This window comes from Pedobacter sp. UYP1, from assembly GCF_040547305.1.
In the GTDB taxonomy this organism is placed as follows: Bacteria; Bacteroidota; Bacteroidia; order Sphingobacteriales; family Sphingobacteriaceae; genus Pedobacter.
This window is the reverse complement of record NZ_JBEPPL010000004.1, coordinates 112,830-127,874: the sequence shown is the minus strand read 5'-3', so window position 1 is coordinate 127,874 and position 15,045 is coordinate 112,830. Positions and strand designations below refer to the sequence as shown.

The following is a 15,045-nucleotide window of genomic DNA, read 5'->3' as shown; positions in this document are numbered from 1 at the left end:
AGGCTCAACCAAAGAACAATTTGACAAATACAATTGTTTGCACTAATAGTGCTTACCTGGCCTGGTGACACAAAAACCTTTACCGGCTATTTCTTTGAGAAATTTCCGGGGTGTTGTTCCTAAAAAATGATTAAAATCTTTAATCAAATGACTCTGATCATGATAACCATGTGTTTCAATCAGTTCAAAGAGATCAATTTCATTCTCTTTTTGATTGATAAGCTGAGTGATTACTTCTTTGAAACGCATAAATCGGAGAATTTCTTTCGGGGAATAACCTGTAAACTTCTGAAAGCGCTGCTGTATAGTTCTCACTGATAAATCAGCATTTGCAGCTATAGCTTTAACAGGTTGTATAGCCGGATTCTTGAAATAAGACAACCCATTCAATAAAGGGATAGCAAAAGGTTCATTCTCGAACGTAAAAGAAGCCGCATAAGCTTCAATCCGCCGAATTCTCTGAGAAGTAGACTTCAATGCTGCTAGTTGTTCCCAGAGCTCTGCAAAACAAGTCTTATCAATTAATATATCCGGGTCAATCATCTCATCGGGTGACAACTCATTCACAGGAATTTTAAACAACCGGTAAAAACCATTCAATGTGAAATTTACAATAATCACATCTGTCGAAGGCTGTAATTCATAATTCAGCATCTTCTTGAGCGGCCCTATCACAGCTACCCTTTCAATTGGAGTCGCATTTAATGCCGCATCATTAAATGAATAACGCACAGGTGAACCAAAATTGAAAAGCATTAACATGTCAAAATTGGGAGAAAGATGTTTTAAAACCACATCTGCCGTTGCCGGGGTATGCAAATGATAAAAATGACTCACCACATCAATTAAAGGTGCCTGAACCTCATAAAATTCTCCGTCCATTATTGAGTCTTCCATAGTTTTGTTGTTTAGGCTTCCATAGTTTTTTCGTTTTCTTACAATCTTAAGAACGTTGGCCTGGCTAAGTTTGTCTTAACAAATTTAAAGAAATCAGGAATAACCAGCTTATTTATTATCTCTAGAAACAATGAATAATAAAACGTTTGAATTTCGCAATTATCGGTTTGATTCTCGCAGTCCTGGTGCACAAGATCTCCTTAAATTTACATTCAGAAATAAATGTAAACCCACCATTTAAAGATTACCTTATGAAAACTCAAAACAACTACATTTCATCTACCCTGCCAACACATCAAATTTCTTGTACACGCCTTACTGATCAGACTATTGTGTGCAAATCTCCCGATAAAATGAAGGAGATTTATACTGCGCTTGGTGAAGAACGTGAGCTGGCTCTTTTATTTCTTGATATCCGTAATTTCACGGCTGCTATGGAGATCAGATCTTCGTATGAAGTCATTTATATGATCAGAAAACTGTTTGTTTTATTTAACCGTTCTATTACTGCAGCTGGCGGCCGGATTATTGAGACCAACGGAGATAGTATATATGCAGTTTTTGGATTAGATACAAATTTAAGAAAAGCAGCGCAGTCTTCGGTTGATGCCGCTTATGCTTTACTACGTGATGTTGATGTTTTTAATGCTTCCTATGCGCAACCTTATTTTAACCTGAGTTATGAGGTGGGTATTGGGGTACATCATGGCAAAGTTGTAGTGGGTCAGTATGATCTGGCCAATAAAGAACAGATGACTGTGATGGGCCTGCCTGTAAATATTGCTTCACGCTTGCAAGGCGAAACGAAAGGACTGAACAACAACCTGATCATTTCTGAAAGCACATACGATTTACTGACTAATCCTAAAGATGCGGAAATCAGAGCTGTGCAACTAAAGGGAATATCTGCCGCAATGAACGTGATGTTAATGGGGAACAGTTTTCACCCTAAAAACCATATTGATGATATGGATCTGAATTATTACCTTGGAATATCCGGTTAATTAAATCCTTTTGCCTGAGCTTTTCAACAATTAAAGTTTGAGCTTTTCAACAAATTTAGTGAGCCTTTTTATGTTCAGATTTGTTATATATAAAAAAGATCATGAATAAAGTGGTATTAATTACCGGAGCATCAGCCGGGATGGGCAAAGAGACTGTAAAACTACTCTTGCAAAAGGGATATACTGTTTACGGTGCAGCGCGCAGAATAGAAAATATGCAGGATATAGCCAGCCTGGGCGCCAGGATTCTCCAAATGGATGTAACCGATGAGGAGTCTATGGTGAAGGGTGTGAATGAGATCATCAACACTGAGGGCAGAATTGATATCCTGATTAACAATGCTGGTTTTGGCTCTTATGGTGCTGTAGAAGATGTTCCGATTCAGGATGCGAGATACCAGATGGAGGTCAACGTATTTGGCGTAGCCAGATTAAGCCAGTTGGTGATCCCTTTTATGCGGGAAAACCAATATGGAAAAATACTGAATATCTCTTCTATTGGTGGAAAGTTCGCTTTACCGCTTGGGGGTTGGTACCATGCCAGTAAATTTGCCTTAGAAGGTTTAAGTGACAGTATGCGCAATGAATTGAAACCTTTTGGAATTGATGTGATTGTAATTGAACCAGGCGGTGTAAAATCGGAATGGGCCGGGGTAGCAATGGCTAATTTAATGAAAATATCAGGTCAGGATCTTTATCGGCCCATGGCTCAGAAATTCGTTAATCTCAGTGTAAAGCTGGAACCTAAATCTGCCGGGCCTATAGTGATTGCCGAATTGATGCTGAAAGCAATTGAGGCTAAAAAACCTAAATTCAGATATGTTGGCGGATATCTCGCCACGCCAACTGTGCTGCTGAGAAAGTTATTGCCAGATCGTATATTTGATCAGCTTACAATGAGTCAGATCAAATAACCAGATGGAAAATCAAGATCACATACTGCTGAACAACCTGGTTTATGCTTGTGTAGACAGTACGCAAAGAGGTCATGAACAATTTGTTCATGAACATGCTTTAGGTTATATTATTGCTGGTGAGAGCCACTTGCTAACTCATCAGGGTATCCGGGTTTTTAAGGCAGGAACCGTAGCATTGGTTCGCAGAAATCAGTTGATTAAATCGTTGAAAGTACCTCCGCCGGATGGTGAATTTAAAGCTATCAATATATTCCTTAATCAGTCTTTTCTACGTAAGTATAGTGCTGAAAATAAAATAGAAACACCTGCTAAATACCAGGGTGATCCGATCAGCGTACTGCCTCCTGATCCATTTATGAAAGGATATTTTGATTCCTTATTGCCCTATTTCAACCGGGTTCTACCATTTAAAGAAGCAATGGCAGAGCTAAAGACCAGAGAAGCAGTTGAGCTATTATTACATCAGAATCCAGCACTTAATGAATTCTTGTTCGATTTTAGTGAGCCTTATAAAATAGATCTGGAGGCCTATATGAACAACAATTATAAGTTCAATGTGCCTATTGATCAGTTCGCGAAACTGACAGGCAGAAGCCTTGCTGGTTTTAAAAGAGACTTTTCCCGGATTTTTAATACTTCACCGGGAAACTGGTTACAACAGAAACGCCTTTCTGAAGCTTATTACCTGATTCAGAAAAAAGGCAAAAAACCTGCAGAGATTTATCTTGACATTGGTTTTGAAAACCTGTCTCATTTTTATTTTGCCTTTAAAAAGACTTTTGGGATTACACCTTCCGGAGTGGTTTAGTTACTGGCGGATGCCATATTGATTCTGGCCGATACAAATTAAACCATTGTTCTGCCACTATCCTGAATAGCCCATTCGGCCATCATATTCATTAAAGGCACCAATTCTTTACCCGAAGGGCTCAAAGTATAAGTAACAAAAGGAGGAACTACTGGTTCGGCTTTCCGGATCACCAGGTTATCGGCTTCCAATTGTTTTAAACTCTGAATCAGCATCTTTTCAGTAATGATAGGAATAGCCCTTCTTAACTCACTGTAACGTTTGGATTCTTCTCTGAGCTGATAAATAATAATCGATTTCCAGTGACCGCCAATCTTATTCATCACATAAGTAACCGGGCAAGTCAGTTCCGCTAATCCTTTATTTAAGTTGATACTTGAATTCTCTTTAATCGTCGTCATGGTACACACTTTGGGGTAAGTACTTGTATAAAAGTAAGTACAAATATACCTTTGTCCTGTCAATAATTAATAATTAATATGAAAATTACAATCACAGGTTCTTTAGGAAATATAAGTAAGCCATTAGCACAAACTTTAGTGGATGCTGGTCACCAGGTAACAGTTATCAGCAGCAGTGCCGATAAAGTAAAAGCAATTGAAGATTCAGGTGCTATAGCGGCAATTGGCTCAGTTAACGACCTTGACTTTTTAACAAAAGTCTTTACAGGTGCAGATGCAGTTTATACAATGTGTCCTCCAAATTATGCCGCTGCTGATTTCAGGAGTTTCATGAATACAGTTGGTCAGAATTATGCCGCAGCAATTCGTGCATCTGGTGTGAAGCAAGTAGTTAATCTAAGCAGTATTGGTGCACATTTAACTAACGGTACAGGCCCGATTAAAGGCTTGCATGATGTAGAGCAGATATTTAATGAACTGGAAGGTGTTTCGATCATGCACATGCGTCCTGCATATTTTTATGTCAACTTATATGGCAGTGCCGATATGATCAGACATGGCGGTATTATTGGGGGTAATTATGGAGAAACTGCTGAATTAGTGTTGGTTCATCCAAAAGATATTGCCTTAGCCATAGCGGAAGAAATACAACAGCCGTTCACAGGAAAAAGTATTCGTTATGTGACTAGTGATGTACGTACCCCTGCAGATGTAGCCACTGCATTAGGTACAGCGATAGGAAAACCTGATTTGAAATGGGTTGAATTTACAGATGAACAAGCTTATGATGGAATGATCCAGGCCGGTTTACCTGTAGAATTAGCTAAGAATTTTGTAGAAATGGGCACTGCGATCAGAAGTGGTGTTTTATGGGAAGATTTTAAGGACAATCAACCAGAATTTTCAGCCACTAAACTGGAAGACTTTGCAAAAGAATTTGCAGCAGCCTTCTAATAGTCAATTATTTTAGTCCGCTATAGTATGGATTTGTTTTAATCGTCTATAGTATGGATTTGGTAAGCAATAGTGCAACGGCAAAGGTATTACAGCACCTTTGCCATTTATCACCATTAAGACCTCAACGCTGGTTCTAACTCTGTAGTGATCCCAATTCTGTTCCATGCATTAATGGTAATGATCGCGAGGATGATTTCAGCCAGGTAACCTTGATCAAAAACACCTGCCGCATTCTGATAAGTTTCATCAGATACATGGTTACTGATTAAAGTAACTTCTTCTGTCAAAGCTAATAATGCGCGTTCCTGTTCATCAAAGAAAGGTGTATCACGCCATGCAGAAAGTGCATAAATCCTTTGTTCAGTCTCCCCCGCCTTACGTGCATCCAGTGTGTGCATGTCGATGCAGAAAGCACATCCGTTAATTTGAGAAGCCCGGATTTTGATCAGGTCTTTGTGTATAGTAGTCAGGCTGGTACTTTCAATGTATTTTTCAAGGGCTAGTATAGCCCGATATCCTGCTGGTTGTACTTCGTTGATTTTAATTCTGTTGCTCATGTCTTTATTTTTTAGCTGATCCTTTTTGATAACTGATTGATAGTTAAAAAGGTTAAAACAAATATCAGAAATACACAAGCTCAAAAAAATGAACTGTAGTTAAGAAATTACAAATCCTTTTTAGCGCGTAACCGGCTTAAAAACTGGGGTGTAAAACCAAGATAAGAAGCCAGCATATATTGTGGAACACGCTGAACGAAACCTGGAAAGAGTTTAGAGAAATGCCGGTAACGCTCTTCTTCGGTCTGGTTAAAGATGAATCCTATTCTGCGCTGAGAAGCGACAAATGATTTCTGCATCATCATCCTGAAATAGGTTTCTAAAAGCGGGATTTCTTTAGCCAGACTAATCCGGTCTTTCTCGCGGATTAAAAGTAAATCAGTTTCTTCTATAGCCTGGATATAACAGGCAGAAGGTTGGTTATTCAGCAGGCTGTCCTGATCTGCAATCCACCAATGTTCAATACCAAAATGGATAATTTGTTCGTTGAGTTTCTGATTGATCAGAAATTGACGTACACAGCCTTTAGTAATAAAATAATTCCCCTTGCATAGTTTGCCTGGTTCCAGCAAAAACGCTTTCTTTTTCAGTTTGACGCACTCCAGTTTTTCACAGAATTGCTGCTGCTGCCTGGGATCTAGCTGTACGTACTTTTTGATATGGTCTAAAAGCTCCTGATACATGGTAATGCAATGATAATAATTAAACAATGATTTTTGTGCAACATATCAGATCTGCTGGAGTCTAACGGTATAAAAGACCTATATTTTCTCCATAAAAACCTAAATCAAATGAGAACAAATCTTTTAACCACAAAAATCTTAGTGCTTGCAGTAAGCATTGGTTTCACTTTCACGAGCTGCAAAAACTCTGGCAACAGCCGGTCAGTAGTTGTTAAAGAAACAAATGATCAGTATTACTTAGCAATTGATTACAATAAAATTAAAACGGATTCTGTAGAGCACTATCTTACCCGCTTTATTGGACAGGATAATATTTTCAAAGCTGCGCATCCTTCGGAAATCCAGGTAACTATGGCTGATAAAACTACGTTTGCTATCAAATCCACACCTGGAGATCTCAGTTTAACTTTTGATAAATCCAAAAATAGCAGAACTGCCCTTGACCGTGTTAAAAAGATCAATGAAGAGCTGAAAACTATTCTTAATTGATTACAATGCTTTTGGATTTCTATGTTTCCCTCTCCAGAATTTATACCAGTTTCTATTGGCAGGATACCTGCGGTGCGGCGTGGCATTGTTACAGATTACGGCAACAATGAACAGAATCATTACACCTGTAAATATTGGGCTTAACACGTAGAAATAGCCTAATGCGTTGATTTTAGCGGTTCCTGTAGTCGCGATCAATGCTGTCGCTCCACCAGGAGGATGAAGTGTTTTAGTGATCTGCATAACTACTATAGAGAGTGAAACTGCAAGCGCGGAGCTCAACCAGACTTCTCCGGGAATTAGCTTGTGCATGGTAACGCCTACAATTGCGCTGAGCACATGTCCACCTATTAAATTGCGGGGTTGTGCCAAAGGACTATTAATGATCCCATAAATCAGGACGGAAGAAGCACCAAAAGAACCGATCATGAAAAGGTTTTCGTAGGCTGTGAAATATTTACTGTTGATAAATCCAATGATTCCTATGCCCAAAAATGCACCGATAAAAGTCCATAAGTGTTCTCTGAAATCGACTAGTGTTTCCTTATAAAAGATATATTTCGCTTTCCTGACGTGCCTTCTTATTTTATGTCTCATATGATCTGCGGCAAAAATAAACCTTTTGACACGAAATGTTTTGATTATAAAATAATAGCGGAGTCAGAAACCCCGCTATTATTTTAAGGCGTCAAAGAAGATGGCTATTTAAGGCGTTAACGAAAATGGCAGATCCGCAGCAGCAAGTCCACGGCTTAACGCAGGCTGATTAGTCATTTCCAATTTCAATGTACCTCCATTAATGAGGTCGCTGTGCCTGATAAAATTGGCTGTATAAGTTTTACCGTTTAAGGTAGCAGATTTAATATATAAATTTTCGTGACTATTCGCCGCCGCATCTATGGTAAACTTTTTACCGTTCTCTAAATTCAAGGTGATCTTTTTGAACATCGGGCTGCCCAGTACATACTGATCTGTACCCGGAGTTACGCTGTAAATACCCATAGCACTGAGTACAAACCACGAAGAAGTTTGTCCCTGATCTTCATCTCCGGGATAACCATTTTCTGTAGAATTGTACAGTTTATACATAATATTACGTGTATGAAACTGTGATTTCCAGGGCTGCCCTGCGTAATTATATAGGTAAGGCATATGTTGTATAGGTTGGTTACCATGTGCATACTGCCCCATATTCGCCATCACCATTTCTGTCATTTCATGGATCATCCCACCATAAGTTCCTGTATTTACCCGGTTAGGTACGGAAAATACAGAATCCAGCTTTTTGGTAAAGTTCTCCTGGCCTCCAGTCAACTTAATCAGGCCGTTGATATCCTGAAAAACAGACCATTCCCAATGCCAGGCATTTCCTTCGGTAAAAGGACCACCCCATTCTGCGGGATCAAAGTTAGCATTCCATTTTCCATACTGATCTTTTCCACGCATAAAGCCTGATTCTTGGTCATATACGTTTTTATAGTTGAACATCTGTCTTTCAAATATCCCCGCATAAAAGTCATTGCCCGTCATTTTTGCCAGGTTATAACCACAGAAATCATCATAAGCATATTCCAGTGTTTTTGCAGTGGCTTCCCTGTATTGCGGATAAGGTACATAACCCAGTTGATAGTATTCTTTCCAGCCATCTCTTCCATTGGCAGGCCCCCAAGGCCCCTTTTGAGTCGCTTCATGTAAGTAAGCCTTCAAGGCTGTTGCAGGGTCAAAAGTCCGGATTCCTTTGGCCCATGCATCTGTCAACAGGGAAATAGCATGATTACCAATCATAGAACCTGCTTCACTTGGAAAAGACCAGGAAGGCAACCAGCCGCATTGTTCCCACGAAGAAAGCAATGATTGCATATACCGTCCATGCATTTGTGGATGAAGCAAAGTATTTAAGGGAAATTGTGCTCTGAAGGTATCCCAGAAACCGGTATCTGTAAAGAGATAACCTGAGTGCACCTTCCCATCGTAAGGACTAAAGTAATAAGGCTGACCTGCTTTGTCCAGTTCATAAAACTTTCTGGAGAACAAGCTCGCTCTGAACAAACAGGAATAAAAAGTAGCTTTATCTTCTTCTGATCCACCTTCTACAATCACTTTCCCTAACGTTTCATTCCAAATCTTAGCAGCTTTAGCTTTAGTTTGTTCCAGTGTTTGATCTGCTCCGAGCTCTGTGTACAAATTAAGTTCTGCTTGTTCCTGGCTGATATAGGAAGAGGCTGTTTTCAACTGCACTTTTACCCCTGCATTAAATTCAAGATAAGCACCTTTGCCTTCGCCAGTTGCGGTTTCTGCACCAGCTTGTAAGCTATTGTGCTTATTTTCCCAGGTTCCATGCGCTTTAAAAGGCTGATCAAATTGCAGGACAAAAAAGCTTTTGAATCCTTCTTTAAAGCCTTCTCCATTGTTCACATAGCCTGTTATTTTCCTTTCCTTAGGGAAGATCTGGATACTGCTGATATGGGTATAGCCGTCCAAAACCAAATAGCTTTTCTTGTTTTTAGGATAGCTGAACCTCAAATGTGCACCACGTTCAGTAGGAGAGATTTCGGTGGTGATCTTATTCTCAAAGCTCACTTTGTAGTAATTCGGTTTCGCTATTTCGTTGGCATGACTAAATTGAGCCTCTCTTTTATTTTCATCTACAATCAATTCATCAGTTACAGGCATCAAAGAGAAAACTGCATAGTCTTTTGACCAGGAGCTGCATTGATGGGCCTGCTGAAATCCCCTGATCTTATCTTTCTGGTACTGGTATTTCCATCCATCTCCGTTTTTACCTGTTTGCGGGGTCCAGGTATGCATGCCAAATGGCAATGCTGTGGTTGGATAAGTATTTCCTCTGGTCAGTTCATGGCTTGAATTTGTACCTTGTAAGGTATTGACATACCGGACCAGATTTACCTCCTGTGCATAAGTTGAGCTGCACAGGAAGCAAAGTAAGCTTGTAAATAATTTAAGTTTCATCTTTTTTGATTTTACCATCCAGGGTTCTGTACCAGGTTTGCATCAACATTTACATCATTCGAAGGAATAGGGAACAGATAATGTCTTTTGTTAAATACCCTGCTTTCAAAAGTAACAACCTGTAAGAAATCAGGTAAGTTCTTACTGATATTCAAGCCATACATCGGGCCATTATCTGTGGTCTCTGCGATTTTCCATCTTCTGGTATCAAAAAACCTGACGTTTTCAAAAGCAAGTTCTACCCTTCTTTCTTTCCGCAGGGCTGCAGACATTTCGGTTGGTCCGGCAGGAACTAGTAATTCAGCAGATCCATAAAGTGGAACTCCTGCCCTTTCTCGAATTAAGTTCAGGTATTTCAGAATATCAGGATCACCCGGACTGGCTTCATTTAAAGCCTCTGCATAATCCATAAAAACATTGGCCAGCCGGTATAAGATCACCGGTCTTCTGTCAATATTCCAGTTCCCTAATCCCATCGCTTTCCGGACTACATAACCCGTGGTACTGTAGTCATTACCCCCCGTTTCTTTACCCGAATTACCGGTATTGTACAATTCTGTAGTGATTAATCCATCATTTGTGTTTAACCAGGTACTTCCATTATAGGTAATATTGACATAAAAACGTGGTTCACGGTTCACCCAGGGGTTATAAATCCCCGCTTTGGTATACTTTGTAGCTGTAGCAGCAAATCCGGAGTTCACATACCCTGAACCTGGATCATTGATACTTTTACCATTTTGCATAAAAAATGCATCTACCTGGTTTTGGGTTGCACCGAGCGCTCCGCCACCTCTGGATGCAGAATTTGCACCGCGGTGATAGGGGGTCATTTCATATTGTCTGGCAGATAAAGAAGATTCTGGTCTTGCTAAAATAACCTCTTTGTTCCAATCGGTTAAGAAGACATCCCTGCAAGACAGGTAAGGATCAAAATTACCGCTGGCATCCGTTTTCTTAAATAAATCATAAGTTCCAGGTACAAATTGAGTAATAAAAGATTTATAGGCATCGGCTGCGGTTCTCCATTTATTCACATCAAAACTCTGGCTCACCAGGGCTTTACCATCTTTGTTCTTCAAAGAAGATAAATCATTGTTTCCATTATACAACGGACTTGCGGCTAAAAACAAAGTTTGTGCTTTGAATGCGAGCGCAATTCCTTTGGTTATCCTGCCATAACTATCATCATTTGCAGGAGTAACGGGCAAATCTTTAGCTGCAGCATCCAGTTCTGTAGTAATATAAGCGACACATTCATCCATTGAACTTCTTGGCAACTGAACTTCTGAACTCGGTACATCCGGTGCCACAACATTGTCGCCCAAAAGGATCACAGGTCCGTATAAACGCAGGAGGTAGAAATAATACATTGCTCTTAAAGCTCTGGCTTCTGCCCGGTACTGCGTCATCAGCTGAGGAGAAAGGTCATTTTTTACTTTTTCAATATTTGCCATAAAGAAAGTAGCAGAACGTATCCCTCTGTAATAGTTGTTCCAATAGGCATAAACAAAACCGGAATTGGCATCCCAGTTTCCAATATTTATAGCATTGCTCGTCACACCACCCCAGGTAAATTCTGCTTCATCAGATCCCCCGGTCCATAAGCCCGCATTGGAACTTCCGGGATTTCGCTGTCCGAATTCATCGGGTACACTACTGTAAATATTATTTAAGAATTTCTCGGCTGTCAGTCTGTTGGAAAAGGTTTCATCCAGGGTTAACCTGTCATTGGGTACCTGATCCAAAAATCCTTTTTTACAAGAAAAGGTAAACAGAGCGACAAGACTTAATATACATATATATTTTTTCATGATATCCGGTTTTTAAAATTTAACATTTAATCCCACTGACAAATTAGCGGTCAGCGGATACTTAGTTCCGTTCCCGGTAAGCAATTCCGGATCCCATAGTTTGAATTTACTGAAGGTCAAAAGGTTGGTTCCTATCAGATAAACTGACATATTTTTAAGATGTAATTTGGCAGCAGCTTCTTTAGAAAAGTTATAACTCAACTGTGCACTTTTCAAGCGGACAAAACTGTTGTCTTTAACCCACCAGGAGCTAGGCTGTGTATTGTTAAAATTCTGATCTTCTCCATAGGCTAAACGCGGATAGAAAGCATCCTGTCTTGGATTTTCAGGTGTCCAGCGGTCTGTGACATTGCTAAAGGCATTACTCAATCCACCGCCTCCGTTAAACGGATAAATAGCAGATCCGCCCAGCATTACATCTGAGTTTTGTAAGGCTTGAAAAAGTGTACTGAGTGCAAAACCTTTATAGGCTACACTAAAGCCAAAACCCATCACCAGGTTAGGTACATCTCCCCTGCCAATCCTGGTTTTATCATAGTCATTGATCAGTCCATCACCATTCAGATCTTTGTATTTAATATCGCCAGGCTTCAGTAATTTCTTTGATCCGGGAGCCGCACTTGCATCAATCTCTGCTTGGTTATCAAATAGTTTTTCGGCTATATAGCCATATCTCGACAAGATATTATCGCCAATATGGCTCATCCATGGGTATTTTTGAGCAGGACGATCGTCATTAACCAATACGTCTTTATTATAAGTCAGGTTACCTCTTAAACCGACATCCACCTGCCCTATTTTCATATTATATTCCAGTGTCGCATCAATCCCTTTATTGTCCACAATACCCAGGTTACCGTAAGGTGAATTGACTAAACCAATAAATCCGGGTACAGATTGCCTTTGTAGAAAGATTCCGGTACGTTTTTCCCGGAACAGATCTACCATTAAACTCAGCTTGTCATTCAAGGTCCTTATTTCCATTCCCAAATCCTGTTTCTTAGATTCAGCCCACCGGATATCTACGCCGTAATCGGTTACGTTAATTCCTCCTGTATTGGTGAAGTTTTTACCTAGCTGATAACCAGCCGCTCCATCTGTTACGAGCGTTAAATAAGCAAAACGTCGTCCTACCAGGTTTTCATTTGAAATCTTTCCGATCCCTGTTGTCCCTACAGAATATCTGAATTTCAGAAACGAAATTGCATTTTTTAAAGGCGCAAAGAATTTCTCGTTCGAAGGAATCCAGCCAAAGCCAATTGCCGGAAATGATCCATATCTGTTTGCAGGAGCAAATAATTCTGATCCATTGTATCCATAGTTAAACTCTCCAAAATAACGGTCGTCATAAGAATAAGTAGCCCTTGCTGCGATTCCTACAAATCTTTCCGGAATAGAAGAAGTAAAGTCACCAGCAAAAGGATTGGTATAATCCTGGGTATAACCTAAGATCAGACCACCTAACCGGTGTTTTCCAAATGCACGATCATAGTTGATGGCCGCTTCGTTATACAATTTTCTGTTTCCACCTCTGTTTGGTTCATAACTCAGGTAGTTACCTGAACTGTTGAAAGTTTTAATCAGGTTTAACGTTCCGTCTTCGTTATAAGGTTTGCTGGAATCGGGAAAATAGGTGCTCTCTCTTTTAGAACGTTTTGCACTGCTGGTATTTTTGGTATCAAAAGCAATCATCACTGTGGCTGTTAATCCATCAGTTAAGCCTTTCAGATCTTGTGTCACCCTTAAATTCGTATACAATTGATTTTCGAATTCAGTCCGGTAACCGCGTCTTGTTAAATCAGCATAAGGATTTCTGAAACCACCATTAGAAGCTTTACCAGGTATAAAGTTCCCTGGATACATCACCGGATATTCAACGGGAGAAATATCCATGGCTGATCCAAAAATACTTTCTGTATTTTCACCCGGATAATTACCTGTAGACACATATCCTTGTATCCCCAGATCCATTTTTGTAGTTCCTGTCAATTTCATGTTCAGGTTAGAAGTGAAATTATACCGTTTAAAATCAAGGGAGGAATTATATTGAGAGAGCTGATCAGTTTTTAGAAAACCAGTTTCATTGTAATAAGCCAGAGACACGTAATATTGTGCATTGTCTGTACCTCCGCTTGCATTCAGGTTTGCCCTGCGGTTACGGCTGTACTTATTGAATATTTCGTTCATCCAGTTTACATTTGGATACAGCAGCGGATCAACTCCAGAGGCTGTTTTATCAATATAATCCTTACTGTATTTTTCTCCTAAGCCTCTTCCGATACTTGCTTCGTTGGCCATATTCATGAAAGTAATTCCATCTGCCATTTCAGGTCTCCTGGTAAAGGTGCTTACCCCTTCATTGTAATCCAGGAAAATCGAGGTTTTACCAGCTTTACCGGTTTTGGTCTTTACCAGGATTACCCCGTTTGCACCCCTTACACCATATACAGCAGTACCAGAGGCATCTTTAAGTACAGTGAAAGATTCGACGTCTTCAGCGTCCAGGTTATCTATAGAACGCTCTACACCATCTACTAAAACCAGTGGAGCACTGGAGTTTCCGCCAAAAGTAGAAATACCCCTGATCCAGATATCGGCTGTACTTCTGCCGGGTTCTCCGCTGCGCTGAACACCTACTACACCAGCGATTCTGCCCGAAAGTGACTGCGTGATACTATTAACAGGCTGTTTGAGCTCTTTGGAACTGAGGGTAGATTGTGCACCAATCAAAGAAACTTTACGTTGTGTACCAAAGCCTACAACTGCAACTTCTTCCAGCGCATTATCACTTGGTAGAAGACTTATTTTTAGGTTTCTCTGACTTTTTACCGTAACTTCCTGTGGTTGATAGCCTACGTAACTTATAATCAGAACGGCTTCAGCAGAAGGTACATTAATACTAAAACTTCCGTTGACATCTGTAGAAGTGGAAACCAGGCTTCCTTTAACTTTAACACCCGCTCCGGGGATTCCCAATCCCTTCTCATCAGTCACAATTCCACGGATCACAATTGGGTCTGCCTTTGCTGACGAAACCTCCTTTTTAGACAATAAAATCGTTTTATCAACTATATTATAAAAAATAGAAAGCTTGTTTAAAGAAGATTTTAATGCTTCTTCAATTGTTGCATCCTGCAAGTTAACTGTTACCATTTCTTTGGCAGGGTCAAAGTTATTACTCAGGAATACATAGCCAGTTTGCTCTTTTATTGCCTTTAAGACAGTAGAGAGCGGTTTATTTTTTTGATGGAGATTAATTTTCTGCGCCGAAACGCTGGCACTTGCCTGTACAAGGGCTATCATGAGGATGAAAGTGGTTAATTTCATTATCAATAGCAGTTTAGGGCATATCCTGCGAAAGGACATACCGGGGTTAAAAGCATTTATTTTCATACTTTTGATTGGGTTTGAGTAATACAGAAATTGGTTCAGATTAATTTTTCCGATAAAATCGGATGGGTAGGCTCAAATCTTCTGCCGGGCAATGGGTCCAATCATTGTCCGGCTTCATTAGTCGGCCACCCTGGTAGCGTAGCTACGTCAAGGTA

The 15,045-nt window shown here is 40.0% G+C and carries 13 protein-coding genes; 5 read left to right on the top strand and 8 right to left on the bottom strand.

Annotation, left to right across the window (positions count from 1 at the left end; genetic code table 11):
* Nucleotides 1–42 precede the first annotated feature (42 nt).
* A complete protein-coding gene (locus ABIB30_RS10635) occupies nt 43–897 on the bottom strand; it encodes an AraC family transcriptional regulator (RefSeq protein WP_354301816.1) in 855 nt (284 codons plus the stop codon).
* Nucleotides 898–1,148: 251 nt separating this feature from the next.
* Between ABIB30_RS10635 and ABIB30_RS10630 the strand changes: the two genes are divergently transcribed.
* From ABIB30_RS10630 to ABIB30_RS10620, 3 genes are all read left to right on the top strand, one after another.
* Nucleotides 1,149–1,901, top strand: coding sequence for an adenylate/guanylate cyclase domain-containing protein (locus ABIB30_RS10630; RefSeq protein ID WP_354301814.1), 753 nt, complete (start codon nt 1,149–1,151; stop codon nt 1,899–1,901).
* Nucleotides 1,902–2,002: 101 nt separating this feature from the next.
* Complete coding sequence (locus tag ABIB30_RS10625; protein WP_354301813.1) at nt 2,003–2,815, top strand: oxidoreductase; 813 nt, start codon at nt 2,003–2,005, stop codon at nt 2,813–2,815.
* Between the two features lie 4 nt (nt 2,816–2,819).
* Nucleotides 2,820–3,626: a helix-turn-helix domain-containing protein gene (locus ABIB30_RS10620; RefSeq protein WP_354301811.1), complete on the top strand. Its 807-nt coding sequence runs from the start codon at nt 2,820–2,822 to the stop codon at nt 3,624–3,626.
* A 38-nt stretch (nt 3,627–3,664) separates the two neighbouring features.
* Here the strand turns inward: ABIB30_RS10620 and ABIB30_RS10615 are convergent, their stop codons facing one another.
* On the bottom strand, nt 3,665–4,027 hold the full coding sequence (locus ABIB30_RS10615) for a winged helix-turn-helix transcriptional regulator (RefSeq protein ID WP_354301809.1): 363 nt from the start codon (nt 4,025–4,027) through the stop codon (nt 3,665–3,667).
* A 78-nt stretch (nt 4,028–4,105) separates the two neighbouring features.
* Between ABIB30_RS10615 and ABIB30_RS10610 the strand changes: the two genes are divergently transcribed.
* The gene (locus ABIB30_RS10610; RefSeq protein WP_354301807.1) at nt 4,106–4,981 is read left to right on the top strand and encodes an NAD(P)H-binding protein; all 876 of its coding nucleotides are present in this window, start codon (nt 4,106–4,108) and stop codon (nt 4,979–4,981) included.
* Between the two features lie 116 nt (nt 4,982–5,097).
* Here ABIB30_RS10610 and ABIB30_RS10605 read toward each other — a convergent pair whose 3' ends face one another.
* Entirely contained in the window at nt 5,098–5,541 is a 444-nt protein-coding gene (locus ABIB30_RS10605) for a carboxymuconolactone decarboxylase family protein (RefSeq protein WP_354301805.1), read from the bottom strand.
* A gap of 107 nt (nt 5,542–5,648) precedes the next feature.
* On the bottom strand, nt 5,649–6,224 hold the full coding sequence (locus tag ABIB30_RS10600; RefSeq protein WP_354301803.1) for a Crp/Fnr family transcriptional regulator: 576 nt from the start codon (nt 6,222–6,224) through the stop codon (nt 5,649–5,651).
* 108 nt (nt 6,225–6,332) lie between these two features.
* On the opposite strand from ABIB30_RS10600, the gene ABIB30_RS10595 reads away from it, so the two are divergent.
* Nucleotides 6,333–6,713, top strand: a complete 381-nt coding sequence (locus ABIB30_RS10595; protein WP_354301801.1) for a hypothetical protein — start codon at nt 6,333–6,335, stop codon at nt 6,711–6,713.
* On the opposite strand, the gene ABIB30_RS10590 is transcribed toward ABIB30_RS10595, so the two are convergent.
* The 4 genes from ABIB30_RS10590 to ABIB30_RS10575 form a co-directional block, all read right to left on the bottom strand.
* Nucleotides 6,714–7,310 (bottom strand): HPP family protein, encoded by a 597-nt coding sequence (locus ABIB30_RS10590; protein WP_354301799.1) that lies wholly within the window; start codon nt 7,308–7,310, stop codon nt 6,714–6,716.
* A 108-nt stretch (nt 7,311–7,418) separates the two neighbouring features.
* Complete coding sequence (locus ABIB30_RS10585) at nt 7,419–9,683, bottom strand: GH92 family glycosyl hydrolase (RefSeq protein ID WP_354301797.1); 2,265 nt, start codon at nt 9,681–9,683, stop codon at nt 7,419–7,421.
* An 11-nt stretch (nt 9,684–9,694) separates the two neighbouring features.
* Nucleotides 9,695–11,497: a RagB/SusD family nutrient uptake outer membrane protein gene (locus tag ABIB30_RS10580; RefSeq protein ID WP_354301795.1), complete on the bottom strand. Its 1,803-nt coding sequence runs from the start codon at nt 11,495–11,497 to the stop codon at nt 9,695–9,697.
* Nucleotides 11,498–11,509: 12 nt separating this feature from the next.
* On the bottom strand, nt 11,510–14,800 hold the full coding sequence (locus ABIB30_RS10575) for a SusC/RagA family TonB-linked outer membrane protein (protein ID WP_354301793.1): 3,291 nt from the start codon (nt 14,798–14,800) through the stop codon (nt 11,510–11,512).
* Nucleotides 14,801–15,045: the final 245 nt, after the last annotated feature.

Coding starts and splice junctions, on each gene's coding strand:
- ABIB30_RS10635 (WP_354301816.1), bottom strand. CDS start 897: ATGGAAGACTCAATAATGGACGGAGAATTTTATGAGGTTCAGGCACCT.
- ABIB30_RS10630 (WP_354301814.1), top strand. CDS start 1,149: ATGAAAACTCAAAACAACTACATTTCATCTACCCTGCCAACACATCAA.
- ABIB30_RS10625 (WP_354301813.1), top strand. CDS start 2,003: ATGAATAAAGTGGTATTAATTACCGGAGCATCAGCCGGGATGGGCAAA.
- ABIB30_RS10620 (WP_354301811.1), top strand. CDS start 2,820: ATGGAAAATCAAGATCACATACTGCTGAACAACCTGGTTTATGCTTGT.
- ABIB30_RS10615 (WP_354301809.1), bottom strand. CDS start 4,027: ATGACGACGATTAAAGAGAATTCAAGTATCAACTTAAATAAAGGATTA.
- ABIB30_RS10610 (WP_354301807.1), top strand. CDS start 4,106: ATGAAAATTACAATCACAGGTTCTTTAGGAAATATAAGTAAGCCATTA.
- ABIB30_RS10605 (WP_354301805.1), bottom strand. CDS start 5,541: ATGAGCAACAGAATTAAAATCAACGAAGTACAACCAGCAGGATATCGG.
- ABIB30_RS10600 (WP_354301803.1), bottom strand. CDS start 6,224: ATGTATCAGGAGCTTTTAGACCATATCAAAAAGTACGTACAGCTAGAT.
- ABIB30_RS10595 (WP_354301801.1), top strand. CDS start 6,333: ATGAGAACAAATCTTTTAACCACAAAAATCTTAGTGCTTGCAGTAAGC.
- ABIB30_RS10590 (WP_354301799.1), bottom strand. CDS start 7,310: ATGAGACATAAAATAAGAAGGCACGTCAGGAAAGCGAAATATATCTTT.
- ABIB30_RS10585 (WP_354301797.1), bottom strand. CDS start 9,683: ATGAAACTTAAATTATTTACAAGCTTACTTTGCTTCCTGTGCAGCTCA.
- ABIB30_RS10580 (WP_354301795.1), bottom strand. CDS start 11,497: ATGAAAAAATATATATGTATATTAAGTCTTGTCGCTCTGTTTACCTTT.
- ABIB30_RS10575 (WP_354301793.1), bottom strand. CDS start 14,800: ATGATAGCCCTTGTACAGGCAAGTGCCAGCGTTTCGGCGCAGAAAATT.